Annotated in this window: 17 protein-coding genes and 1 pseudogene; 10 read left to right on the top strand and 8 right to left on the bottom strand. The window is 64.9% G+C overall.

Annotated elements, in window-relative coordinates:
• Window positions 1-295 precede the first annotated feature (295 nt).
• The 6 genes and pseudogenes from ABIF91_RS04905 to ABIF91_RS04880 form a co-directional block, all read right to left on the bottom strand.
• Complete coding sequence (locus ABIF91_RS04905) at window positions 296-3,454, bottom strand: efflux RND transporter permease subunit (protein WP_028181179.1); 3,159 nt, start codon at window positions 3,452-3,454, stop codon at window positions 296-298.
• Between the two features lie 60 nt (window positions 3,455-3,514).
• Window positions 3,515-4,570: pseudogene (locus tag ABIF91_RS04900) on the bottom strand (efflux RND transporter periplasmic adaptor subunit); the annotation flags it as partial.
• A gap of 361 nt (window positions 4,571-4,931) precedes the next feature.
• Window positions 4,932-5,927, bottom strand: coding sequence for an NAD-dependent epimerase/dehydratase family protein (locus tag ABIF91_RS04895; protein ID WP_424578779.1), 996 nt, complete (start codon window positions 5,925-5,927; stop codon window positions 4,932-4,934).
• Between the two features lie 66 nt (window positions 5,928-5,993).
• Window positions 5,994-7,064 carry a hypothetical protein gene (locus tag ABIF91_RS04890; protein WP_284283112.1) on the bottom strand — a complete coding sequence of 357 codons (1,071 nt, stop codon included), beginning with the start codon at window positions 7,062-7,064 and terminating at the stop codon, window positions 5,994-5,996.
• Between the two features lie 99 nt (window positions 7,065-7,163).
• Window positions 7,164-8,657 carry a flavin-containing monooxygenase gene (locus tag ABIF91_RS04885; RefSeq protein ID WP_028180337.1) on the bottom strand — a complete coding sequence of 498 codons (1,494 nt, stop codon included), beginning with the start codon at window positions 8,655-8,657 and terminating at the stop codon, window positions 7,164-7,166.
• Window positions 8,658-8,762: 105 nt separating this feature from the next.
• On the bottom strand, window positions 8,763-9,212 hold the full coding sequence (locus tag ABIF91_RS04880; RefSeq protein WP_028180336.1) for a cupin domain-containing protein: 450 nt from the start codon (window positions 9,210-9,212) through the stop codon (window positions 8,763-8,765).
• A 187-nt stretch (window positions 9,213-9,399) separates the two neighbouring features.
• Here ABIF91_RS04880 and ABIF91_RS04875 point away from each other — a divergent pair, with 187 nt between their 5' ends.
• The gene (locus tag ABIF91_RS04875) at window positions 9,400-10,425 is read left to right on the top strand and encodes an AraC family transcriptional regulator (protein ID WP_424578778.1); all 1,026 of its coding nucleotides are present in this window, start codon (window positions 9,400-9,402) and stop codon (window positions 10,423-10,425) included.
• 1 nt (window position 10,426) lies between these two features.
• Here ABIF91_RS04875 and ABIF91_RS04870 read toward each other — a convergent pair whose 3' ends face one another.
• Window positions 10,427-11,068 (bottom strand): cupin domain-containing protein, encoded by a 642-nt coding sequence (locus ABIF91_RS04870; RefSeq protein ID WP_028180334.1) that lies wholly within the window; start codon window positions 11,066-11,068, stop codon window positions 10,427-10,429.
• A gap of 218 nt (window positions 11,069-11,286) precedes the next feature.
• Between ABIF91_RS04870 and ABIF91_RS04865 the strand changes: the two genes are divergently transcribed.
• From ABIF91_RS04865 to ABIF91_RS04830, 8 genes are all read left to right on the top strand, one after another.
• Window positions 11,287-12,978 (top strand): peptide ABC transporter substrate-binding protein, encoded by a 1,692-nt coding sequence (locus ABIF91_RS04865; protein WP_035672058.1) that lies wholly within the window; start codon window positions 11,287-11,289, stop codon window positions 12,976-12,978.
• 27 nt (window positions 12,979-13,005) lie between these two features.
• Window positions 13,006-13,956, top strand: a complete 951-nt coding sequence (locus ABIF91_RS04860) for an ABC transporter permease (protein WP_028180332.1) — start codon at window positions 13,006-13,008, stop codon at window positions 13,954-13,956.
• Window positions 13,957-13,958: 2 nt separating this feature from the next.
• A complete protein-coding gene (locus ABIF91_RS04855; protein ID WP_284283113.1) occupies window positions 13,959-14,834 on the top strand; it encodes an ABC transporter permease in 876 nt (291 codons plus the stop codon).
• A gap of 40 nt (window positions 14,835-14,874) precedes the next feature.
• A complete protein-coding gene (locus ABIF91_RS04850; protein ID WP_028180330.1) occupies window positions 14,875-16,203 on the top strand; it encodes an NAD(P)/FAD-dependent oxidoreductase in 1,329 nt (442 codons plus the stop codon).
• Window positions 16,204-16,210: 7 nt separating this feature from the next.
• The gene (locus ABIF91_RS04845) at window positions 16,211-17,137 is read left to right on the top strand and encodes a 2-hydroxyacid dehydrogenase (protein WP_028180329.1); all 927 of its coding nucleotides are present in this window, start codon (window positions 16,211-16,213) and stop codon (window positions 17,135-17,137) included.
• A gap of 200 nt (window positions 17,138-17,337) precedes the next feature.
• Entirely contained in the window at window positions 17,338-19,206 is a 1,869-nt protein-coding gene (locus ABIF91_RS04840; RefSeq protein ID WP_424578777.1) for a dipeptide ABC transporter ATP-binding protein, read from the top strand.
• Window positions 19,207-19,323: 117 nt separating this feature from the next.
• Complete coding sequence (locus ABIF91_RS04835) at window positions 19,324-20,064, top strand: hypothetical protein (protein ID WP_424578776.1); 741 nt, start codon at window positions 19,324-19,326, stop codon at window positions 20,062-20,064.
• A gap of 315 nt (window positions 20,065-20,379) precedes the next feature.
• On the top strand, window positions 20,380-23,754 hold the full coding sequence (locus tag ABIF91_RS04830; protein WP_051393940.1) for an adenylate/guanylate cyclase domain-containing protein: 3,375 nt from the start codon (window positions 20,380-20,382) through the stop codon (window positions 23,752-23,754).
• A gap of 3 nt (window positions 23,755-23,757) precedes the next feature.
• On the opposite strand, the gene ABIF91_RS04825 is transcribed toward ABIF91_RS04830, so the two are convergent.
• Window positions 23,758-24,942 (bottom strand): polyhydroxyalkanoate depolymerase, encoded by a 1,185-nt coding sequence (locus ABIF91_RS04825; RefSeq protein WP_424579081.1) that lies wholly within the window; start codon window positions 24,940-24,942, stop codon window positions 23,758-23,760.
• Between ABIF91_RS04825 and ABIF91_RS04820 the strand changes: the two genes are divergently transcribed.
• Window positions 24,925-26,193, top strand: a complete 1,269-nt coding sequence (locus ABIF91_RS04820) for an IS256 family transposase (RefSeq protein WP_038952271.1) — start codon at window positions 24,925-24,927, stop codon at window positions 26,191-26,193. The two genes, ABIF91_RS04825 and ABIF91_RS04820, sit on opposite strands and share 18 nt — an antisense overlap.
• Window positions 26,194-26,227 lie beyond the last annotated feature (34 nt).

Here is a 26,227-nt window from a genome sequence, read left to right as displayed (position 1 = left end):
AGGGGCCCTGGCTTGCTTCGCTGCACTCGCAGCAATGACAGCGAACCGTCGCCACGTCACGCATGCCACCCATGATGCCATTCTGCCAGTGTTTTGCCCGACGGCGCAAGTCACTTCGGTAAGGCCGAAATTTTCGCGAGGTTTTTCAACCCCATCCCTACTGTGCATGGGGTTGTTTTCGCACTTTTCGTTTTTTGACCCTCGACCCACCGCAAGCAGCGCTAAGCGCCGACCTCTCCCGCAAGCGGGAGAGGTTACACCGAACGCGCCGCGCCGCTGTTCGGTCGAACGGACTTTAGGATTTCACCGCCGCTACCGGCTGCGCCTTCGGTGCCTTCTTCGACGCCCGCCAGTTCTCGAAGCGCTGCACCACCACGAAGAAGGCCGGCACGAACAGCACCGCGAGGCAGGTCGAGGCCAGCATCCCCGAGAACACGGTGATGCCGATCGACTTGCGCGCGCTGGCGCCGGCACCGGTGGCGAGCACCAGCGGGACGACGCCGAGGATGAAGGCGAACGACGTCATCAGGATCGGGCGGAAGCGGGCGCGCGCGGCCTCGATTGCGGATTCGATGATCGGCTTGCCGTCGCGGCCGTGCAGCTCGAGTCCGACCTCGACGATCAGGATGGCGTTCTTGGCCGAGAGTGCGATCAGCAGGATGAGGCCGATCTGGCAATAGAGGTTGTTGTCGATCTTGAGCGCGGAGAGGACCAGCATCGGCCCGAGCAGTGACAGCGGCACCGCGAGGATCACCGAGATCGGCGCGTACCAGCTCTCGTACTGGCCGGCGAGCACGAGATAGACCAGCAGCATGGCGAGGCCGAACACCCAGTAGATCTGGTTCGAGACCGCCTTCTCCTGATACGACATCGCGGTCCATTCAAAGCCGGTGCCCGGCGGCAGCGTCTTGTCGGCGATCTCCTCCATCAGCTTCAGCGACTGGCCCGAGGAGTAGCCCTGCGCCGGCAGGCCGATCACCGTCGCAGACGGATAGAGGTTGTAGAGGCTGATCAGCGACGGGCCGGTGGCCGGCGTGATCTTGGCGACGGTGCCGATCGGGATCATGTCGCCGTTGGAGTTGCGCACCTGCATGTTGGCAATGTCGCGCTCGGTGACGCGGAATGCCGAATCGGCCTGGGTGTAGACCTGGAACACGCGGCCGAACTTGTTGAACTGGTTGACGTAGGACGAGCCGAGATAGGTCGACAGTGCCGAGAACACTTGATCGGTGGTGACGTGCAGCGTCTGGGTCTTGACGCGGTCGATCTCGACGTTGAATTGCGGCACCGAGGAGCGGAATGAGGACTGCACGCGCTGCAGTGCGCTCTGGCTCTGGGCGTTGGAGACCACCGCCGCGGTGATCGCCTGCAGCTTGGCGAAATCGCTGTTGCCGTCGCGCAGCTCGACCTGCATCGAGAAGCCGGCGGCGTTGCCGATGCCCTGGATCGGGGGCGGCGGCAGCACGATGGTGCGCGCCTCCATGATGGTCGCGAGCTTGTCGTTGAGTCCAAAGACCAGCGAACGCAGATCCTCGCCGGGTCCTTTGCGCGCGTCCCAGTCCTTCAGGATGATGTAGGCGACGCCGGCATTGGCGAGGCTCGCGCTGTTGTCGAGCGCGGAGATGCCGGCGATGGTGATGACCTGCTCAACGCCAGGTGTATCCTTGATCAGCCCGCTTGCCCTGTCGAGCACGGCTTGCGTCCGCTCCAGCGCCGCGCCGTCGGGCAATTGCACCGCTGCGATCAGATAGCCCTGATCCTCGATCGGCAGGAAGCCGGTCGGCACCCGCGACAGGCCGTAGGCGCTCGCTCCGATGATCAGCAGAGCGAACGCGACCGAGATGGTGGCATGTCTCACGAGGAACGTGATCAGCCTTGTATAGCCGCGCTCGACGCGGTCATAGACCGCGTTGAAACCGCGATAGAAGAAATTGCGCTGCTGCGGCGGCACTGTCGGCCGCAGCCAGAGCGCGCATTGCGTCGGCTTCAGGGTCGCCGCGTTGATGGCGGACAATAGCGCCGTTGCGGCGATCACCAGCGCGAATTGTGAATAGATGCGCCCGGTGAGTCCTGCGAGGAACGAGGCCGGCAGGAACACCGAGATCAGCACCAGGGTGATGCCGACGATCGGCGCGAACAGCTGGTCCATCGCCTTGATCGCGGCATCGTGGCCGTTCATGCCCTGCTCGATGTTGTGGGCGGCGCCTTCCACCACAACGATGGCGTCGTCGACCACGATGCCGATCGCGAGCACGATCGCGAACAGGGTGGACATGTTGATGGTGAAGCCGAGCGCCGCCATCGCGGCGAAGGCGCCGATGATGGTGACGGGCACGGTCGTTGCCGGCACCAGCATCGCGCGCCAATCCTGCAGGAACACCAGGATCACGACCAGCACCAGCAGGCCGGCCTCGATCAGCGTCATGTAGACCTCGTGCACCGAGGCCTCGACGAACTTGGTGGTGTCGAACGGCGTGTCGTACTTGATGCCCTCAGGGAATTGCCTGGCGAGCTCGGCCATCTTCTTCTCGACGGCCTGTTCGACCTGGAGCGCATTGGCGCCGGGCGACTGGAACACGCCGATGCCGACGGCCGGCTGATTGTTGAGCGAGAAGATCTGGCTGTAGGTCTGCGCGCCCAGCTCGACCCAACCGACGTCGCGCACGCGGGTGACGTCGCCGCTGCTGCCCGACTTGACGATGATGTTCTCGAACTGGCTGGTGTCCTCGAGCCGTCCGTTGACGTTGAGCGTGTACTGGAACGCCTGGCCCGGCGGCGTCGGCGGCGCGCCGACCTGGCCGGCCGAGACCTGCTGGCTCTGCTGCTGGATCGCCTGGATGACGTCCTGCGGCACCAGGCTCCTAGCCTGCAGCTTGTTCGGATCGAGCCAGACCCGCATCGAATACTGGCCGGCGCCGAACACGGTGACGTTGCCGACGCCGGGCAGGCGCGAGAGCTCGTCGCGGATGTTGATGGTGGCGTAATTGCTCAAAAAGAGGCTGTCGTACCGCGCATCCGGCGAGGTCAGCGTCACGAACAGGAGGATCGAGGTCGATCGCTTCTGCACCGTGACGCCCTGGTTCTGCACCGCCTGCGGTAATTGCGACAATGCGCTGGAGACGCGGTTCTGCACCAGCACCTGCGCGAAGTTGAGGTCGGTGCCGATCTTGAATGTCACGGTCAGCGTGTAGGTGCCGTCCGCGCCGCTGTAGGACTGCATGTAGAGCATGTCCTCGACGCCGTTGACCTGCTGCTCGATCGGCAAGGCAACGGTGTCGATCACGGTCTTGGCGCTGGCGCCGGGATAGCGCGTGGTGACCTGCACCGTCGGCGGCACCACGTCGGGGTATTGCGCGATGGCGAGGTTGAACAGCGCGACGCCGCCGATCAGGATCATCAGAAGCGCGATGACGTTGGAGAGGACCGGCCGCTCGATGAAGAATTTCGAGATCATGGCTGGCAGCCCCTCACTTGGCCGAGGCCTGAGACTGGTCGATGCTTGCGGGTCGATCTTCTGGCCCGGGATGACGCGCAAGAGCCCCGCGGTCACGACGCGGTCCTCCGGCTTCAGGCCGCTTTCGATGACGCGCAACCCGTTGTCGACGGGGCCGATCTGCACCCTGCGCTGCTCGACGACGTTGTCGCCGTTCACCACCAGCAGATAGCGGCCGCCCTGGTCGCTGCCGAGTGCGGTATCGGGGACGAGCAGGGCGTTCTTCTCCTGGTCGAAGGGCACGCGGACCCGCGCGAAGTAGCCGGGCAGCAGCACCCGCTTGTCATTGGGAATGAGACCGCGCACCGCCAGCGTGCCGGTCGATTGGTTGAGAGTCGGCGAGACATAGTCGAGATGGCCCGCATGGGGATAGCCGGTCTCGGTCTGGAGTCCGATCTGGATCGGTAATTGCTTGAGGTCGGCCGGCGTCAGTCCGCGGCGCGCCGCTTCGGCGCGGATGCGCAGCACGTCCTGCTCGTTGACGGTGAAGTTCACGAAGATCGGGTCCATCGCGACGATGGTCGCGAGCTGAGTCGGCGAGGAGACGCCGACGAACTCGCCGATCGAGACCATGTGCGCGCTGACGACGCCGTCGAACGGCGCGGTGACCTTGGTGTAGCCGTAATTGACTTCGGCGAGCCTGGTGTTGGCCTGGGCTTGCTGGAGGTTGGCTTGCGCGTTGTCGCGGTTGGCAGTCGAGGTGTCGAGCGTCGCCTGCGAGACCGCCTGGCGCTGCACCAGCTCGGCCTGCCGCTTGTAGTCCGCCTCCGCCTGCCGCAGCGAGGCCTGCGCGCCGGCCTCGGCCGCCTGCGCCTGCTCAAGCTTGAGCTTGTAGGTCTCAGGCTCGATCGTGAACAGCTGGGTGCCTTGCTTCACGAAAGTGCCGTCCTGATAATCGATCGTTTGCAGAAAGCCCTGCACGCGTGCGACCAGGTCGACGCTCTTGATCGGAGCGGTGTTGCCGGTGGCCTCGATGTAGCGCGTCACCGGACGCTGCACCGGCGTCGCGACGTCCACCTTGGGCGGCGGCGGGGCCACGAACGTGTTCTTGTCCTCGCAGCCGGCGAGCACGGCCATGGATGCCGCGATGGCCAGTCCCCGCCCGATATGTCGCCACACTCCATTGCGCCGTGCGGGAAATACGGGATTCGCTGAGGTCATTCGGTGGTCCCCGATGAGTGTCTGTCGGTGCGGCAGGCTAGCAACAAATGACTGGCCGTGGAACACCATAGCCATGGCAGTCACCGGCCTTGCAGCGCAAGGTGCAATGTGGCCTTTGGCGGATTTGTCGTGGCAAACCGCTTCGCACCGAGTGCACGATCGACCACAATTGTATCAAAAGCGGCCCGACCACGACCAACGGCACGCAGCGCAAGGCCCACGACAATGATGGCCTGACTCACCGATCGGGATGGCATGGTCCATCGGCGCGATGGGGCTAGATCCGGGTCGCAGCCGCCCCTTGCGCATGCCAGGCCGCAAGCACGTCCCGCTCCTCATCGGCGGTAAGCCCGATGACCGGGCCGTTGCTGGCGTGGAGCCAATGAAGCGTGTCGCGCGCGGTGTCTGCCGGTGGTCGCGAGATCAGTCCGGCCGCGCGCGCCGGCGAGGTGTCGCGTGTCAGGAATCCGGCGAAGTCGGGCAGGGGCAGCCACATCGGCAATGACCGCGGACCGGCCCAGCGCCGCACGTCATGCGCATCCAGAAAGGCGCGATCGACCCAAGTGAAGGTACAGGACGGGTTCAGCGCGGATGCGCACTCGGCCAGGAATTCGCCGCGCGTGCGAATTGGCCCGATCCCATCATAGATTCCGGTGAGGCGAATCTCTGCCGCATGCACGATCCATTGCGCGAGGTTGCGCACGTCGATGAACTGGATGGCGTCCTCCGGCGATCCCGGCGCCAGCACCTCGCCGCCGCGCGCCAGCCGCGCCGGCCAGTACGCGAACCGCCCGGTCGGATCTTCCGGCCCGGCGATGAGGCCGGCCCGGCAGATGAAGGCGTCGTTGCCGACCGCCTGCTCGCACGCCACCTTGGCGGCGCCGTAGATCGCGTCGGTGCTGTGCTCGATCTCCGTCGCAATGGGTTCGCGCAGCGGCGCCGTGTCGGCCCGTTGCCCCGGAATGCGGTTGTCCGCATACACACTGATCGTCGATACGAAGGTCCAATGCACGCCCGGCCGCTTCAGCGCGGCGACCGCGTTGCGGACCTGGCCGGGATGACGCGAGACATCGACCACGGCGTCGAATGTCTCGCCCGCGAGCGGCGCAAGACCGCCGGCGACGTCGCGGTCGATCCGTACGAAGCGCGCGCCCGCGGCAATCGGCCCCGCAAGGCCGCGGGCAGCGCAGGTCACGTCATGGCCGGTCGCGCAAGCATGGCTTGCGATCGCGCGTCCGAGGAACTGGCTGCCGCCGAGAATGAGAACGCGCATGTAACGGTCCGTGTCTCTGATGAGATCGAGAGACTACAACGTCAGGTGGCGGTTGCAACCGATCCATCAGCGCGGCCTGATCTCCGCGTATTTCGCCATCGCGCGCTCGAACTTCCGGTTGAACAGCCACATGGCAGCGAGGATCTCGCGGTAGCTTGCGGAGCTGCGCGCCCGGTCGGCCCGCCCGAATGCAAAGATGCTGTTGTTGCGCAGGTGCTTCATGATCGTGGGGCTGGAGACCCCATAGTTCAGGAGATCGCCCGATTTGAGCGCGGACCTGGTCGGGGTCGGCACGATCTGGATCAGCTCGAACAGCTTCATCTGGTCGATCGGGTTAGGCAGCGTCTTCACGATTCCAGGGATCTCACGGAACAGATCGGCGTGCGCGTTCATCAGGCCGTTGCGCACGTTGGTCCAGTGGTTGAAGCGGTGATCGGTGCCGCGGGCCCGGGCCTCTTCCTTGTCGTCGCGCGCACTCAGCGCCGGATCGATCGCTGCGATCTCGCCCTTGATGGCTTCCCATTTTCTCTGGCCGTTGCGGTCTTCGGAGGGGCCGGTCTGGAAGCTGCCCATATAGGTGTTCGAGCGCGCATTGCGGACATTCTGCTTGCCATTGGTCTCCGCAAAGAACAGCCCGAGGCTGATGCGGCCCGCAGTCTCGGCATGTTCAGGCGCCAGCCCCTTGGCGCGCGCGATCGCAACGGCGAGATCGACGACGTCCTTGAACGGCGTCGGCGAGTCCTGCGCGCTGGCAGGCGGTGCCTCCATGATGTCGAACAGCTTTCCGTATTCGTCGACCAGCGGCTCGATGTCGGCATCGAAATAGGCCGGCGGAATCTCGAACTTGTTGGGCCGGCCGATCCGCGACGGCATGGCGTCGGTGAGATCCTTGTAGCTGCTGATGACGGCGACGCGCGCGAGGTAGAGCGCCTGTCCCGGCAGGTTCGGCAGCGGCTGCTTCGCTTCGATCTGGCGCCGTCGCTCGGCGAGGATGGATTTGAAATCGCCGAGCGCGCGATCATAGGCGGCAAGCGCCTCCGATTGCCTGGCCGTGAGCGCACCTTGTCCCATGGCAGGCGCCGCGAGAAGCAGGGCAAGCACGGCGACAATCGCGGCGGCGTGACGTCTTGGTTTCATCGCGGGCTCCCGGGCCGGTCGAATCGGCTCCGGGAATCGTAGGCATTGCGGCCTCGCCTGGCGAGCCGCGAGTTCGGGTCGGGGGCAACTTGCCAGCCTTCACGTCGTCACGGGGTACTCCGGCGCGGAAGCCAGGAACTTCGCGTAGTCGTCCGCATCCGGAGGCAGGAAGCGGCCTGCGAGCCCGCCGCGCTTCTGGTTCTTCGCGCCGATGTCGGCCATCAGCTCGTCGAAATGGCGGTAGTGATAGGGCGCGACGCACAGGCCGCCATAGACGCCCGCCGCCGGCCGCTCGACGCGCTTGAAGTGCAGCATCATCTCGATGTTGTCGCGCATCGCTTGCGCCGTCGGCTGGTTGGCAAGCTGGCCGTCGGCATAGCGCACCAGCCAGTTGGCGGCGAGGTCGGCGCAGAGCACGGTGCAGAACGACGAGTTGAAGCCGACGAAGCCGAGCTCCGGCAGATCTGGATTGGCGATCAGGCGGTAGAGCCGGTACTGTCCGTCGGCATCGACCAGCTTCTGCCTGTAAGCTTCGGGAAGGAACGGCACGCCGAGCTTGTAGCCGATCGCGAGCACCGCGACGTCGGCACCGACGCGCTCGCCGCCGCTCATCACGATGCTGTCGCCTTCATAATGGTCGAAGGTGCCGAACACCGCCTTGATGCGGCCGTCGGCGACCATCGGATAGAAGCCGGGCGTTGCGATCGGCACCGAGCAGTTGATGCCGTCCTCGATCCGCTCGTTCGGCACCATCTTGCATTGCTTCAGCTTGAGCTGGGCCTTCAACAGGCTCTCCAGCCCGCGCCAGTTCGCCCAGACCAGCGGCGCCGCGATGCGGTGAGCGAACCGCGCCATCGCACTCGCGCCCCAGCCCGGAAACATCTCCTCCTGCGCGCGGATGTAGAGGATGCGCTTGAAGTTCACGAGGCCGCCGATGAAATAGGGAATGCGCCACACCGGCTCGCGCATCACGATCGTCACCTCGCGCGCGCCCGATTTCACCGCGTTCACCGCGATGTCGGTCGCCGACTTCGAGCCGCCGAGCACGACGACGCGGCGTCCCTTCGCCAGCGCCGGATCGCCGTATTTCGACGAATGCAGGATCTGGCCGCCCTGTGCGAGAAAGCCGTCCTCACCGGGACAATGCAGCTCACGTGGCTCGTTGAACTGGCCGGTGCAGACCGCGATGAAATCGAAACTCTCGCTCGTGCTCGTGCCGTCCTTGTGCTTCAGGGCCAGCGTCCAGCCCGGCTTGCCGTCGGCACGCCGTTCCATGCCGGCGACCTCCGTGTTCAGGCGCAGCATGCGATCGAGGCCAAAACTCTTGGCATAGTCGGCGAGATAGGCATGGACCTGCGGTCCGGTCGGCCATTCCGGATAGGTGGCCGGCATGGCGCGATCGGTGTAGCGGTAGAGCTCCTTCGGGCTCTGGGTCTGCACGTCCGGGTAGGAGCGCGCAGCCTCCCAGACGCCGCCAAGATCACCGCTGCGCTCGACGATGGTGACGCGGTGGCCGCGGGTGGAGAACGCTTTTGCGGCGGCAAGTCCGGAGACGCCGGCGCCGATCACGCAGACTTGCTTGGGGTTGACCATGGGATGGCTCGCAATCAGTGTGTTTCGCGCAAGCGGCCACGTTCGGCCGCAAGGCGCGGCCGGCCGAGCTGCAAGCAGATGAAAGTGGACGAGAAGGCGGATCGCCTAGTCGTTGGCCTCGGGCGGCAGGAAGTCGACCTCGTGCAGCGCCGAGATGCGCACGACTTCGGCAGGGTCGGTCAGATTGTGCAGCTGGTTGAACAGCACCTCCAGCTTCTGCATCGGCGAGACCCAGAACAGCGCGCGGCACGGCTTGTCGGACTTGTTGAAATAGCCGTGGGGGATGCCGCGCGGCATGCGGACGAGGTCGCCGGCATGGGCCTTGACCCATTGACCGTCCAGCTTGAGGTCGAGCGTGCCTTCCTGCACCAGGATGAACTCGTCCTGGGTCGGATGGATGTGCACCGGCACGAACTGGCCGGGATCGCTGTTGGTCTCGAACGCGAAGGTGGAGTCTGTGACGGCCTTGGGGAAATAGACCTGGCCCAGGATATTCCAGCTCTTCCCGCCATAGCCCGTGCCGTTTGCAGTAATGCCCTTTTCGAGTGCAGTCATGCTCACCTCCTCATGGATACCGGCGGGGACGGAGCGTCGACCGGCCAGGGGCCGCTTGTCTATCCGCAACGAATCCGGATACGGCCTGTTGCCATGCAGCACGGGCGATTTCATGGCGCACCCCTTTTCGCGTCTGGTGAACTATTATAGGCTTAAAGCAATTCCGTGACGCGAAGCGTGGTCGACGATGTCCGCAGCCGTGCTGGAAACGAACGCGATGGCGCCCGCAGCCGAGCGGCTTGCGGCCTTCGCCCGCGTCACCACGGATGACGTCGACGAAGCGGCCGAGCAGATCGGACGTATCTTTTGTCCGCACGATCTCAAGCCGGCGCAGGCGCGGGCGGACGGCTTCTCCGCCCGGCACAATTGCGCTGATTTCGACGGCTTCTCCATCAACTACGTGGCCTATGGCGGATCGGTCGGCATCGATCCCGGCTGCCTCGAGCGCTTCTTCCTGGTGCAGGTCCCGCTTGCGGGCAGCGCCCACATTCGTGCCGGCGTCAGCGAGCTCGACGTCGCGCCGGACCGGACGGCGTCGCTGTTGTCGCCGACCGTCCCGACCCGGATGATCTGGGCTGACTGCGCGCAAGCGATTCTGCTGCTCGACCGCCGCATGGTCGAGCAGCGCGCGGCGGCGCTGTCGGGCAGGGCGGCCGGGGTGGTCGAGTTCGATCCCGCGATTGACCTGGACGCGCCGGCCGGGCGGGCCTTGCAGACCAGCCTCGCCGGGCTGATGACGCTTGCTGAGCGGCTCGGGCCATCGGGAAGGCTTTCGCCGGCCGCGATGGCCGATTGGCGCGAACTGCTGCTCGATCATCTCCTCAATGGGCAGCGGCATGGCCTGTCGGATGCGATCCGGACGTTCTCAGGGCAGGCCGAGCGCCTGCCGCGTGCGCTCCGCGTCGCGCGCGACCATCTGGCGGACAATGCCGGCGAGCCGCTCGATCTCGAGGAGCTCGCCTGCGTGTCCGGCATCGGCATCCGCGCGCTCCAGCTTGGCTTCCGCCGTCACTTCGGCGTGTCCATTTCTCAGATGCTGCTCGACATGCGGCTCGCCGGCCTCCACGCCCGCCTCGCGCAGGCCTCCGCCGGTGTCTCCATCGCCGACCTCGCCTTCGATCTCGGCTTCACCCATCTCGGCCGCATGGCCGGCGCTTACCGCGAAAAATTCGGCGAGACGCCGTCGGCAACGCTGCGGCGAAGGATGAGCTGACTTACCGATCTTGCGACTGCGGCCCACGATCTTCGCGCAGCGTCGTCACCCAGATTGCGCGCGCCACCTGCTGGGTCGGGTTGTCGAACATGTGCGGCACGATGCTTGGAAAACGAAAGCTGTCGCCGGCCTCCAGCAGGTGAGCCTGGTTGTCGAGCCACAGCCGCAGGCTGCCCGAGAGGATGTAGCCCGCCTTCTCGCCGGTGTGCTGCAGGAAGTCCGTGCCGGAGGAGGCGCCGGGATTGAGCGTGAGCTCGTAGAGTTCGAGCTGGCCTTTGCCTTCCGGGGTCAGTGCTTCCTTGACGACACCGCTGGCGGTGAGACGCAGCAGCCGCCGGTTGGTCTTGCGCACGATGTAGCGCGGCACGTCGGCCGGATCGCTGCTCTCGAAGAAATAGGAGATGGGAACGTCGAGCGCGATGCTGAGCAGGCGCAGCGTGCGGATCGACGGCATGGCGCGCGCGCGTTCGAGCTGGCTGATCATGCCGGTGGAGAGGCCGGTCTTGTTGGCGACGTCCTGAATCGAGAGGCCGGCGCGCTGCCGCAGCAGCCGCACGGTTTCACCCAGACGCTGGTCGACCGCGTCATCGGGCTCGGCCGTCGCGAGATCCTTGGGGCCGTTCGTGCCGCCGCGACCGTCCATGTCGCTCTCCCAATGCATCATCTGCCCGCGACCACATCGGTCGGAGCTTCAATCAGAGTGAAAAGATTGCGCACACTAGCAATCTGATTGACAGCTGTATTTAGTCGTGATGAAATTTTGGCACAATAATTTAGAAGCACTAAAGCCCACTCCTGTCCCTTTTGCCGGGGTCTCGGGGGCGCGGGAGACGGTGCCGCGTGCGACAACGGAGAGTGGTCATGGCAGGCGACACCGGCAAGCTCGGCGTTGGGGCACTGCATCTCGGCATTCCGAATCGCCGTCAATTCTTCCAGCTAGGCGCGGGGGCCGCGGCGGGATGGACGCTTTCAGGCAGCGCCTTCGCGCAGACCGAACGACCCGCCAATCCGCCGGACAAGCCGCGCGGCCAGGTGATCGCGGCGCTGTCGCAGGAGCCGACCGTCTTTCATCCCTTGATGCCGGGCATCGAGGTCGACCAGGGCGTCTGGTGGCAGGTGTTCTCGCTGCTCTGGTTCATCGATCCCGCCGGCAATTTCGTTCCCGACCTCGCCCGCGAAGTCCCGACCATCGAGAATGGCGGCCTGTCGGCGGACGGCCTGACCTGGAAGATCAAGCTGCGCAACGACGTGAAATGGCATGACGGCACGCCATTCACGGCCGAGGACGTGAAATTCTCGCTCGAGCTGATCAACGATCCCAATTTCCGCGCGCGCAGCCGCGTCGGCCACAGCCTTGTGAAGGACATCAAGGTCGTCGCGCCCGACGAAATCCATTGGCGCATGGAAGCGCCGTATTCGCCCTACATGTCGATCCTGGGATCGCTGACCTTCATCGTGCCGAAGCACATCCTGGAGAAGGTGTCCGATCCGAACGCCTCGCCCTTCCACAATGCGCCCGTCGGCACCGGGCCGTTCCGCTGGGGCGAGCGCGTGCCGGGCGACCACATATTGCTCAATGCCCACACCGGCTATCACGGCAAGGGTCCTTACGTCGAACGCGTGGTCTTCAAGTACATCCCCGACCTCACCGTGCTCTACACCCAGTTCCGCACCGGCCAGGTCGATTACACCGGCCTGCAAGGCATCTTGCCGAACTTCGTGCAGGAGGCGAAGACACTGAAAGGCCGCAAGGTCTTCGTCTCCTCGACCTCTTCGGTGGAGCATATCGCGCCCAATCTGGAGTTCGGTCCCTTCGCCGACCGCGCCGTGCGCGAGGCGCTCTACCTCGCCATCAACAAGCAGGCGATCATCGATGCACTCTATTACGGCCTGCCGACGCAGACCGAGAGCTTCGTGCCGCAGCAGGCCTGGTCGTTCCAGCAGGGCCTGCCGCAGCACAAATACGATCCCGCCAAGGCCAATGCGCTGCTCGATGCGGCAGGATGGGTCCGCGGCGCCGGTGGCATTCGCGAAAAGGGCGGCGTCAAGCTCGAATTCACCAACTCGACGACGTCGGGCAATGCGGTGCGCGAGCAGACCCAGCAGCTGCTGATCCAGGACTGGCGCGCGATCGGGGCCGCGATGCGCGTCAACAACATGCCGGCCGCCGTGATCTGGGGCGATTTCTGGCAGCAATCGAAGTTCAACTCGGTGCTGGTGTCGGTGAACTTCATGCTGGGCAGCGACCCCGACGTGACGCCGCGCTTCGGCTCCGGCGCCATTCCTGCCAAGGGCGGCCGCGGCTACAACACCTATCAGTACAAGAACCCCGAGGCCGATCGCCTGCTCGCCGACGGCGCCAGGCAGTTCGATCTCGCCCAGCGCAAGACGACCTATGGCGAGCTGCAAAAGCTGATCCGCAACGATCTCGCCATCCTGCCGCTGTTCCAGGGCTTCATCGCCGAAGGCGTGAAGGAAGGGCTGCAAGGCTTCCGCCCCAACATCAATACCTCGATCAACTGCTGGAACATCCGCGAATGGTACTGGGCTTGATGTCTCACGCCCGCTGGATCGCCTGAGATGGCCCGTTACGTCGTCAACCGCCTGGCGCAGGCGATCATGCTGCTGGTGATCGTCTCGGCGATCGGCTTTGCCATCCTGCACCTGGCGCCCGGCGGCCCGCTGTCGCAGTTCGCCGTCTCCGGGCAGATGACGCAGGAGGATCTCGACCGCGTCACCAGGCAGCTCGGGCTCGATCGCCCGTTGCCGATCCAATATCTCGACTGGTTCGGCCGCATGGTACGGGGCGACTGGGGGCGCTCCTATCGCGACGGCGAGGCGGTGCTGTCGGTGATTTCCTCGCATCTCGGCGCCACGCTGGAGCTGATGGCGACGGCGACGGTCATCGCGGTGCTGCTCGGCTGCTGGATCGGCGTGCTGGGTGCGCTGCGCCGCTACTCGCTGTTCGACACGCTCGCTACCGTCGGTGCCATGATCGCGTTGTCGATCCCGACCTTCTGGTTCGGCCTCGTCACTATCTACGTCTTCTCGGTGAAGCTCGGCTGGCTGCCGGCCGGCAACAGGCAGACCATCGGCGACGGCTCCTTCCTCGACCTGCTGCATCATCTGATCGCGCCGGCAATGGTGCTGGCGCTGGTCGAAACCGCGATGTGGGGCCGCTTCATGCGCTCCTCCATGCTCGAGGTGATCAACCAGGACTACATCCGCACCGCGCGCGCCAAGGGCATGCCCGAGTGGCGCATCCTCACTGTCCATGCGCTACGCAACGCGCTGCTGCCGATGATCACGGTGGCGGGCCTGCAGTTTCCGACGCTGCTCGGCGGCGCGCTGGTCGCCGAGACCGTGTTCACCTGGCCCGGCATGGGCCGGCTGTTCCTCGATTCCATCGGCTATCGCGACTATCCCGTGGTGATGGGCATCCTGATGTTCTCCGCGACCATGGTGCTGATCGGCTCGCTGCTCGCCGACATCCTCTATGCCGTCGTCGATCCGCGCATCCGGGTAGGCTAGCGATGACGGCTGCGACCATCTCCACCGTTCAGCTTGCGCCCGGCCAGGCCGCGTGGCGTCGTTTTCGTCGCCACCGTCTCGCGCTCGCAGGCGCGGTGATCATCCTCGTTCTCGTCCTCGGTTCGGCGCTCGGCCCTTATCTGCTGCCGTTCGACGACACCTATATCGACATCATGAAGCGGTTTGCGCCGCCGCTGTCGGGCGCGCATATCCTCGGCACCGACGAACTCGGCCGCGACGTGCTGGCGCGGCTGATGATGGGCGGTCGCGTCTCGCTCTCGATCGGCATCGTCGCGATGGTGATCGCGATGGCGGTCGGAATTGCCGTCGGCGCCTTCGCCGGCTTCTATGGCGGCGTGGTCGGTGCGGTCCTGATGCGGCTTGTCGATGCCGTCTTGTGCTTTCCGACCATCTTCCTCCTGCTGGCGCTGGCCGCGCTCACCGAGCCCGGCCTCGTCACCACCACCGTGCTGATCGCGGCGACGGCCTGGATGGCCGTCGCCCGCGTCGTCGAGGCCCAGGTGCGGTCGCTGCGGGAACGCGAGTTTGCGGTCGCCGCGCTCGCCTTCGGCTCGTCGAACCTGCGGATCATGTTCCGCGAGCTCGCGCCCAACGCGATCGCGCCGATCGTGGTGGCGGCGACGCTGAACGTCGCGAAAGCGATCCTGCTCGAATCCTATGTCAGTTATCTCGGCTACGGCATCCAGCCGCCGGCCGCGAGCTGGGGCAACATGCTCAACAACGCGCAGATCTATCTCACCAGCGCGCCGTGGCTTGCGATCGCGCCGGGCCTTGCCATCACGCTGGCTGTCACCAGCTTCAACTTCCTCGGTGACGGCCTGCGCGACGCGCTCGATCCGCGAATGAACATCCCATGACGAGCAAGAGCTCGATCGAACTGAATGCCAGGAGTGCCCCATGTCCCCGCCGCTCAACCGTATCAACAGCGACGAACGCTTGCCGCAGCAGGTGGATGTCGTCGTCATCGGCGGCGGCGTCATCGGCGTATCCGCGGCCTATCATCTGGCGAAGAAGGGCCATTCGGTCGCACTGGTCGAGAAGGGCCATGTCGGCGGCGAGCAGTCCAGCCGCAACTGGGGCTGGTGCCGGCAGCAGGGCCGCGCCCGCGAGGAAATCCCGCTCGCGCGCGAGGCGCTGCGGCTGTGGGAGGACATGCAGAACGATGCCGGAGTCGATGCCGGCTTCCGCCGCACCGGCGTCCTGTTCCTGACCAAGAACAAGGACGAGCTTGCAAGCTGGGAGCGCTGGGCCGCGGTCGCGCGCGAGATGCAGGTCCACTCCACCGTCCTGACGCCGGCGGAGGTCGCCGAGCGCATGCCTGATAATACCGACACATGGGTCGGCGGCCTGCACACGCCGAGCGACGGCCGCGCCGAGCCGTCGATGGCCGTGCCCGCGCTCGCGGCCGCCGCGCGCAAGCACGGCGTCACCATCCATCAGGGCTGCGCCGCGCGCGGGCTGGAGACGACCGGCGGCAGCGTCAGCGCCGTTGTCACCGAGAAGGGCACGATCCGCACCCAATCCGTTCTGCTGGCGGGCGGCGCGTGGTCGTCACTGTTCTGCCGCCGCCATGGCATCGAGCTGCCGATCGGTCTCGTCAACGCCACCGCGTGCCGGACGACGCCGGGGCCTGAGATCACGTCGGGCGCGCTCGGTACCGATTTCTACTGCATCCGTCGCCGCCTCGACGGCGGCTTCACGCTGGCGCTGCGCAACCGCGGCACGGTCGAGCTGTCGCCGGACCTGTTGCGTTACGCCCGGACCTTCTGGCCGACCTATCAGCATCGCAAGAACGGCCTGAAGCTGTCGTTCGGCAAGTCGTTCTTCGACCAGCTCATGCGCGGGACCAGCTGGAGCTTCGACAAGCCGTCGCCGTTCGAGGCCGAGCGCGTGCGCGATCCCGCACCCGACATGTCGCTGGTCAATTCGGCACTGGCCGCGCTGATCAAGTCGAATCCGGAATTGAAGGACATCGAGATCGCGGAAGCCTGGGGCGGCACGATCGACTGCACGCCGGATACGATCCCCGTGATCTCGGCGGTCGATGCGCTGCCGGGCTTCTTCCTCGCCACCGGATTCTCCGGCCACGGTTTCGGCATCGGCCCCGCGGCCGGCAAGCTCGCCGCCGACATCGTGACCGGCGCAACGCCGCTGGTCGATCCCGCCGCCTACAGCCACAAGCGCATGATCGACGGCCGGCGGCTCGCGCCGGTCAGCCCGTTCTGAGCGCGGCATGACGGTTCTCTACAAGGCCAACATGGTTCGCGGTGCCGAATGGGCGCGCTTCTTCGCGGAGCGCGCGCCCGACGTGCCGTTCCGGCTCTGGCCCGACATCGGCAATCCCGCCGACGTCCGCCATCTGGTGACGTGGGTGCCGCCGGACGACATCGCGACGACCTTTCCCAATCTCGAGCTGGTCTTCTCGGTCGGCGCGGGCGTCGATCAATTCGATACCACGAAAGTTCCAGCGCATATTCCGCTGGTCCGCATGCTGGAGCCCGGCATCGCCGAGACCATGGTCGAATACGTCACCATGGCCGTGCTCGCACTGCATCGCGATCTCCTGGATTTCATCAACCAGCAGAAGCGGCAGGTCTGGCGCGAGATCCGCATCACGCCGGCGAAGCGGCGGCGTGTCGGCGTGATGGGACTAGGCCAGCTCGGCCAGGCCGTGCTCGAACGTCTCAAGACGTTCAGCTTTCCGCTATCGGGCTGGAATCGTTCGCGGCGCGAGATCGAAGGCGTCACCTGTTACGCAGGCGCGGATACTTTGCCGGAGTTTCTGGCGCAGGCCGACATTCTCGTCTGCCTGCTGCCGCTGACGGATCACACGCGCGGCATTCTCAATGCCGACCTGTTTGCGCGCCTGCCGCGCGGGGCGGGGCTCGTGAATGTCGGCCGTGGCCCGCATCTCGTCGAGGCCGATTTCCTCGCGGCGCTCGACAGCGGTGCACTGTCCGGCGCGGTGCTCGACGTCACCGATCCCGAGCCGCTGCCTGCAGGACATCCGTTCTGGAGCCATCCGCGCATCCTGCTGACGCCGCACAATGCCAGCATGACGACGCCGGATACGGCGGTCGATTTCGTGCTCGACGTCATCGCCCGTCACCGCCGCGGCGAGGAGCTGCCGGGGCTGGTTGACCGCACGCGTGGATATTGAGGTGCGATGACGATGGGAACGTTGGTGCAGCTACGGGCGCAGTTTACCTCTCCCGCTTGCGGGAGAGGTCGGCGCGCAGCGCCGGGTGAGGGCTCTCTCCTCTTGGGGGTTCTCGCCTGCGGCGACACCCTCTCCCCAACCCTCCCCCGCAAGCGGGGGAGGGGGCCCACCTTCTTCGCGGCAGGCGGTGGGGGCCTCGCATGAGCATCGGCGCAACCAGATCAGACCAAATCGCCGCCAACGCACAGTCTCCCGTGCTCTCGGTCTCCGGCCTCACCACCTCCTTCATGCTCGAACGGCGATGGATACCCGTCGTCCGCAACGTCTCGTTCGAAATCGCGCCGCGCGAGACCGTGGCGATCGTCGGCGAGTCCGGCTCGGGCAAGAGCGTCACCGCGCTCTCGATCATGCGGCTGATTCCGCAGGAGATCGGTCGCGTCGAGGGCCGCGTTATGTTGGCCGGCCACGACCTGCTCGCGCTGCCCGAGGCGAGCATGACCAGCATTCGCGGCAACGACGTCGCCATGATCTTCCAGGAGCCGATGACGAGCCTCAATCCGGTGCTCACCATCGGCTTCCAGATCGCGGAGGCGTTGATCCAGCATCGCGGCCTGTCGCGCGCAGCCGCCGAGGCGGAAACCATCCGCCTGCTCGATCGCGTCCGCATCCCCGCAGCGAAATCCCGCTTCCACGAGCATCCGCATCGTTTCTCCGGCGGCATGCGCCAGCGCGTGATGATCGCGATGGCGCTGGCGTGCAGGCCGAGGCTATTGATCGCGGACGAGCCGACCACCGCGCTCGACGTCACCATCCAGGCCCAGATCCTCGAGCTGTTGAAGGAGCTGCAGCAGGAGGAGGGGATGTCGATCCTCTTCATCACCCACGACATGGGTGTCGTCGCCGAGATCGCTGATCGGACCGTGGTGATGTATGGCGGGCAGGCGGTGGAGACGGATGCCACCTCGCGCATCTTTGCCGCGCCCTCGCATCCCTATACGCGCGCTCTGCTCGCCGCCGTGCCGCGGCTCGGCTCGATGGACGGACGCCCGCGGCCGATGCGTTTTCCCATCGTCGACAAGGTGACGGGCACGTCGGACGAGCCGATCGAGACGCCCGATACGGTCTCGACGGCCGAGCGGCCGCTGCTTGAAGTCTCAGGCCTCACCACGCGCTTTCCGATCCGCTCGGGCCTGTTTGGAAAAGTCTCGGGCTGTGTTCACGCGGTCGAGAACGTCTCCTTCACCTTGCGCGCCGGCGAGACGCTGGCGCTGGTCGGCGAATCCGGCTGCGGCAAGTCGACCACGGGCCGCTCGATCCTGAGGCTACTCGAGCCGGACAGCGGGACGGTCCTGGTCGACGGCGAGAACGTGCTGTCCATGAACGGCCGAGCTTTACGCGATTTTCGCAAGCAGATGCAGATCGTGTTTCAGGACCCGTTCGCGAGCCTCAATCCGCGCATGTCGGTGGGAACGGCGATCGCGGCTCCGCTGCTCGCCAACGGCCTTGCCACGGCTGCGCAGGCCCGCGACAAGGTCGCCGACCTGCTCGTCCGCGTCGGCCTGACCGCCGACATGGCGGCGCGCTTCCCGCATGAGTTCTCCGGCGGCCAGCGCCAGCGCATCTGCATCGCGCGTGCGCTGGCGCTCGGGCCGAAGCTGATCGTCGCGGACGAAGCCGTCTCCGCGCTCGACGTCTCGGTCAAGGCGCAGGTCGTCAATCTGATGCTCGACCTCCAGGCCAGCATGGGCCTCGCTTATCTCTTCATCTCCCACGACATCGCGGTGGTCGAGCGCATGAGCCATCGCGTCGCGGTGATGTATCTCGGCGAGATCGTCGAGATCGGCCCGCGCGCCGCGGTGTTCGGCGATCCGCAGCATCCTTATACGAAGAAGCTGATGGCAGCCGTGCCGGTGCCCGATCCGTCGCGTCGCGGTGTCCGGCGTGAGGCCTCGAACGACGAGATCAGAAGCCCGGTGCGCGCGCCGGATTATCAGCCTCCGCTGCGGCAGTATCGCGAAGTGTCGCCGGGCCACGTCGTCCAGGTCTGGGGCGAGGAGTGGTCAGCCTGACTGCGTGCTTCATGCGTCCTCCGGAAATCGTGACCGGATGGAGCGACAGGAAACAGCGGTATGTGAACCGCTTCATACTCCATCACTCTCTTTCTGAACTACCACTCCCGCAAGAAATTGCCGCACCCGGACTTAATTGACGACGCGGGTGAGATGCAATGCCTGCGCAGCCGCGTGCTCGCAGCTTTGGATTGGCTCCTCGTCTTGCTCACGAGCAAGCCAGCCCCATCACTCAGCACACATTTTTCAGAAATTGGAATCGAGGGCATCGAGAAACGCGTCCAGGCAGCTTCTATTTGGGGTCAGCCAGTAGGCCGCCAATTACTCAGAAGGAGCCCCCCAATGAAGATTAGCAGCGCAATTTCCAACGCATTCTCTCTCAAAAGGCACGTCGGCAGTTTTCGGATCGCCCGTTCCAGTCTGATCAAGTCGGCCCATATCCTTGAAAGGATTGGGCTGGCGGCCGTTGGGGCCTCTTGCGGCCTCTATGTCGGTGCAACCCTGTTGCGTGAGAAAGGCGGACTGTTTGAAAGCGGCTGGATTGTGCTCCTGACAATGCTCTATGGAGCTATTAGTTGTTATATAGGAATTGATTTATCTGGCAATGTCGCACGGAAGCCGACATCGAGCATCTCGGAAGAATGGACCGGCTCCGAGTCGGCCGAGATCATGAGTGCGGCCGGAACGTTCGGCGCGGCCATTGCCGCAACTCTGTCGGTCAGCATCCTTGTCCTTGATCAAAATCTGCCCAACGGCCTGATAGGCTTTGTCGCCGGCTGTTGGGTGGTTGGTTCTTCGCTTCAGGTTGCGGCGGGCACGATGGCTCGCAGCCACGAAGCGTCCACGAACGAGCAATGAAGGAAGTGCGCTCGCGGAAAAACGTCCGCTTGGCATCGTATGTGAGCGAGGGCCGCAGTGTCGGTTCGGCTTCTGGTCTGGAGTGAGTCGTGACGACTCATCGCAACCTCTGCCGTCCAACGCTGCGTGCCAGCGATGTTTGGTAGCGCAGCCGTTCGCTTCGAGCAGTGTCCCGGCCGAAACCTTATCGGTATCGTGTAACCTAAATTTTCGCAGAGCAAACAAGGCGTGCCATCATAGTGGCGTTGGGATATTGTCCCCGCGCGGTCGTGGTCCAAGATTCTGCTAACTGCCAGCCACAACATCGGTGGTGCCATGCAGATCGCGGAGTGGCTCGAGAAGCTGGGGCTTGGGCAATACGCGGAGCGTTTTGTCCAAAATGGTATCGACGTGGGCGTCCTCCCCGAACTGATGGACGAGGACTTTGACAAGCTCGGAGTCCTCCTCGGTCATCGCCGCAAAATGCTGCGTGCCATTGTCGACCTCGATCCAGCCGCGTTGATCGCGTCGCCGGCTCCTCCTCGTGACGCCGAGCGGCGCCACCTCACCGTTATGTTTTGCGATCTGGTCGGCTCGACTGCGCTCTCGGCGCGTCTCGATCCCGAGGACATGTGGGAAGTGATCCGGGCCTATCGCGCCGCATGCGCGCACGTCATTGCCGCTTATGACGGCAGGATAGCCAGGTTCGTCGGTGACGGGATACTCGTCTATTTCGGATATCCGCGCGCCCACGAAGATGATGCGGAACGCGCAGTGCGGGCGGGCCTCGACATTATCTCCGCGATTCGCCAGCTCAAGACGGGCGCCGGCGAACGGGTTGAGCTGCGGATCGCAATTGCGACCGGGCTTGTGGTGGTTGGCGATCTCATCAGCGGTGATGCGTCGGAGGAGCACGCAACCGTCGGCGATACGCCAAACCTCGCTGCTCGGCTCCAAAGCCTGGCTGAACCGGGGGTGGTCGTCGTTGCGTCGTCGACGCGCCGGCTGCTTGGGGATCTCTTCACCTTTCGCAATCTCGGCCGCCGCGAAGTCAGGGGAATAGGCGAACCCATCGCGGTGTGGGCGGTGGAAGGAGCGACCGCATCCGAGAGTCGCTTCGAGGCGGTCCGGGCCGCGCACTCGATCGGCTTTGTCGGCCGCAAGGACGAGATCGAATTCATTCTCGCGCGCCAGCGTGAGGCATGGCAGGGCCAGGGCCAGATCGTATTGATTTCCGGCGAAGCGGGCATCGGCAAGTCGCGCATTGTCGCAACGCTGTCCGAAAGCCCTTCGTTGGGGACACACCGTCGGGTGCGATATCAGTGTTCGCCTTACCACACCAACAGTGCGCTTCATCCCTTTGTCGCGCAGCTCGAGCGCGCCGCCGGAATCCGCTCGCACGACACGCCAGAACAAAAGCTCGGTAAGCTCGAGGCAATGCTGGCGCTTGGAACCCAGCAGGTCGCCCGGGCAACACCGCTCATTGCGGCGCTGCTTTCGATTCCAACCGGCGACCATTGCCCGCCCCTTGGCTTGAGCGCGGCGCAGCAGCGGCGACAGACATTTGCCGCCCTGCTCGATCAGCTCGAGGGGTTGGCGCGAGATCAGCCTCTGCTGATCATCTGCGAGGATTTGCATTGGGCCGATGCCACGACGCTTGAACTGTTCGATCTCGCGGTCGATCGGATCAGGGCACTGCCGATACTCGTGCTCATGACATCCCGGCCGGAGTTCGAGCCTTCCTGGTCGGGCCTTGCCAACGTCGGTCTGTTGCGGCTCGACCGGCTCGATCGGCAGGACACGCGCGCGCTGGTCGAACAGGTGGTCGTCGGTCGCCAGCTGCCACGCGAGATGATGAAGCAGATCATCGACAAGACGGATGGCGTCCCGCTATTCGTCGAGGAGTTGACCAAGATGGTGCTGGAGTCCGGCCTGCTCGTCGAGGATGCCGGGCGCTATCGCCTGAATAGTCCGCTTCCGCCGCTTGCTATTCCCGCCACGCTGCAAGACTCGCTGATGGCGCGGCTCGACCGGCTCGCTCCAGTCAAGGAGGTGGCGCAGATCGGCGCCGCCATCGGCCGCGACTTCTCATACGCGCTGCTGAAATACGTGGCGGGACGCGATGATCTGACGCTGAGCAATGCGCTGGGACAGCTCGAAGAGGCCGAACTGCTGCTTCGCCGCGGGGCGCCGCCCGAAGCTAACTATAGTTTCAAGCACGCCCTTGTTCAGGAAGCGGCCTACGAGAGCCTGCTCAAGAGCAAACGGCACCTGCTTCACACGCGAATTGGCGATGTCCTGCGCGAGAAGTTTCCAGTCGTCGCCGAGACCGAGCCGGAGGTTCTCGCCCACCACTTCACTGAAGCGGGGCTGAACGAGGTCGCCCTCGAATGGTGGCACAAGGCGGGCCAGCAGGCGCTGAAGCGCTCTGCCTATTCCGAGGCGATCGCGCATCTCGGCAAGGCCGTTGCGACCGCCGATCAGTTGCCTGACGAGCCCCGCCGGATGATGAGCAGGCTGCATCTTCAAATCGCATATGGCCGTGCCTTGCGGGGCAGCCTCGGCCACAGCGCTCCCGAAACGGTCGCGGCATGGACGCGTGCGCGCCAGTTCGCAGCGGGCATCGATGATCCCGTTGAACTTGCGCCGGTGCATTCGGGGCTCTTCAATGCCTGCCTGACCCACGGCGAACTCGCTCCGATGCGGGAGCTGGCGGATGCCATCAGGAGCGCCGCTGACCGACGACCGGACTCGCCGGTTGCCGCCGTCGTCGCCCGTTGGACGGGCGGCGTCACCTGCTGGTTCGAGGGCGATTACTTGAATGCGAGAACGCATCTCGAGCAAGCGCTGGCGATCTATGGTGCCGAACCGGATCCCGCGACCTTCAGGGCTTCTGCGCTGGATCTGCCGTTCGTGATCATGAGATTTCTTGCGCTGGTGCTCTGGCCGCTCGGTAGCATCGCTCGTGCGCGTAAGCTCGCCGCGGAAGCGGTGGGTGCTCCGGGAGAAAAGCGGGCGCTGTCCCAGGCCAATGCGCTGGTTCATCGCGCTGTGTTCGACGGGGTATGCGGCGGCATGTTGCAGCAAACAGAGACGATCCTGGCGCTCGGTCTCGCGCGCGACCACACGATGCCGCTGTACGTGGCCGCGGGCACCTACCTGAACGGCCTCGCCAAGTGGCGTGCCGGCGACCGAATGGCCGGACTGGCGGACATGCGTCACGGCTGGACCTTCCTGCACGAGAACGATTGCTACCTCTGCGAACCGTTCTGGGGGATGCATGTTGCCCTGGCGAATGCAGAGGTAGGCGAAGTCGAGACCGGGCTGGAAATCCTGGACGAATTGATCGCCGGGACGGGACAATCCGGCCAGCATTGGCTTGATGCCGAGCTGCATCGTGTCCGCGGTAAACTTTTGTCGCGCCATGACCCTTCGGACGAATCCAGTTCCGAAGACGCCCTCAAGCGAGCGCTGGACATCGCGCGACGCCAGCAGGTCAGGACTTTCGAGCTACGCAGCGCCCTTGAACTTGCACGCCTGTACAAGACAAATGGCCGAGCGGGTGCGATATCCGAAGTGCTCGCTCCCGTACTCGCTGAATTCGAGGCGGAACGAAATCTTCCGGAATTCGTGGAAGCGAAAGAGCTGCTCAGGCAAGAGCATGAGGCACGTGCCGTTGCCCCTGGCCGACAGTCGTTTGGGCAGAGATGACGGTCACGAATTGACGTGCACGAAATCGCGTAGCAGCGGATAGATCTCGTTGTTCCAGCGCTTGCCAGAGAACACGCCGTAATGGCCGACGCCGGCCTGCATGTGGTGGACGCGCCGATAGGCGCGTACGCCGGTGCAGAGGTCCTGGGCGGCGAGGGTCTGGCCGATCGAGCAGATGTCGTCCTTCTCGCCCTCGACCGTCATCAGGCCCATGCGGCTGACGGCTTTGGTGTTCACCGGGCGGCCGCGATGCATCAGCTTGCCCTGCGGCAGGAGGTGCTCCTGGAACACGTCGCGCACCGTCTCGATGTAGAACTCAGCCGGCAGGTCCATCACCGCGAAATATTCGTCGTAGAAGGTCTTGATGGTCGCCGCCTTCTCCTTCTCGCCCTTGGCGATGTGGTTGGCGAGATCCATGTGCTGCTTGATGTGACGCTCGAGATTCATCGAGACGAAGGCCGTGAGCTGCACGAAGCCCGGATAGACCTTGCGCAAGGCGCCGCGGCATTGCATCGGCACGTAGTTGATCAGGTTCTGCTCGAACCACTCGATCGGCTTGCTCTTGGCGAACTCGTTGACCCTGGTCGGCTGGATGCGGGTGTCGATCGGCCCGGCCATCAGCGTCAGCGTCGCCGGGCGCGAGGGGTGATTGTCCTCGCACATGATCGCGGCGGCCGCGAGCGCCGAGACGGACGGCTGGCAGATCGCCACCATGTGCGGGCGCGGACCGAGCTGTCCGAGGAAATCGATCAGGTGCTCGGTGTAGTCGTCGAGCCCGAAGCGGCCCTCGCTGCGCGGAATGTCGCGCGGATTGTGCCAGTCGGTGATGTAGACGTCGTGGTCCTGGAGCAGCGTCTTCACGGTGCCGCGCAGGAGCGTGGCGAAGTGGCCGGACATCGGCGCCACCAGCAGCATGCGCGGCTGCTCGCCGACGCCGTGCTTGCGGAAATGCAGCAGCGAGCCGAATGGCGTCGCGTAGGCGATCTCCTCGGTGACGGCGATCTCGCGGTTGCCTACCATGACGCTGTCGATACCGTAGGCCGGCCGGGCATAGGTGAGGGTGGAGCGCGAGAGAGCTATGGCGGAATCTGGGTGATGACGGTGTGAGGAAGGCGGCGTATCGAGGCGGGTGACGAGCCTGCCAGAACCTCTCGAGGAGAGCGATACGCCATGACCGAGACTACCAATGTTCTTGCTTTCCGTCAGCCGTCCGCGGTTGATGATCCACTGACCGATATCGTTCGTGCCGGCGCGCGGGACCTGCTTGCCAGGGCGATCGAGATCGAGGTTGGCGCGTTTCTGGCCAGCACGGCCAATCTGACGCTGCCCGACGGTCGAGCGCGCCTGGTCCGACATGGGCACGGTCCGGTGCGCGAGATTGCGACCGGCATCGGTCCGGTGGAGGTCGCTCGTCCCAAGGTCCGCGACCGCGGAGCGAGCGGGCCAGGCGACCGCCTCCGCTTCAGTTCGGCAATCCTGCCGCTATGGGCGCGGCGGACGAAGAGCCTGGATGCCTTGATCCCGGTCCTCTATTTGCGCGGCATCTCGACCGGCGACTTCCAGGAGGCGCTCTCGGCGCTGCTCGGCAAGGATGCGCCGAACCTGTCGCCTTCGGTGATCGCCGGCCTGAAGGCCGATTGGCAGGTCGAGTACGAACGCTGGCAGAGACGCGATCTGTCGGCGCGTCGCTATGTCTACATCTGGGCCGATGGCGTGTACCTGCAGGCCCGCATGGAAGATCACAGCGAATGCATGCTGGTGCTGATTGGCACCACGCCGGAAGGCAAGAAGGAGCTGATCGGCTTCCAGGTCGGCGTGCGCGAGAGCGCGCAGAGCTGGCGCGAACTCCTGATCGACCTGCGGCAACGCGGGTTACGGATTGCCCCGCAACTCGCCATCGGCGACGGCGCCCTCGGCTTCTGGAAGGCACTGGACGAGGCCTTTCCCGGCACGCGGCACCAACGATGCTGGTGCCATAAAGTGAGCAACGTACTCGACAAGGTCGCCAAATCCGTGCAGGGCCCCATGAAGAACGACCTGCGGAACATCTATCTGGCCCCACACCGGGCCGAAGCTGAAACCGCGATCGACGTCTTCGTCGAGAAATACCACGTCAAATACGGACGTGCGGTGGAGTGCCTGATCAAGGATCGCCATGCGCTGCTCGCCTTCTTCGACTTCCCTGCTGAGCACTGGATCCACCTACGCAGCTCGAACCCGATCGAGAGCGTCTTCGCCACGGTGCGCCACCGAACGGTGCGGACCAAGGGATCGCTGTCGCAACAAACTGCGAAGCTGATGGTGTTCAAGCTCATCGACGCCGCATCGAAGACCTGGCGGCGATTGAAGAGCACGAACCAGTTGCCGAAAGTCATCGCCGGTGTAAAGTTCATCGACGGAATCGAAGTCATTCCGAACACTGAAAGCCACGCCGCCTGATCAGGCCGCGTCACCCAAAATCAGCCATAGCTCA

This window comes from Bradyrhizobium sp. USDA 241 (genome assembly GCF_049739505.1).
Classification (GTDB): domain Bacteria; phylum Pseudomonadota; class Alphaproteobacteria; order Rhizobiales; family Xanthobacteraceae; genus Bradyrhizobium; species Bradyrhizobium liaoningense.
Note: the sequence above shows the minus strand (reverse complement) of the source record. Positions and strands in the feature narration are given on the sequence as shown.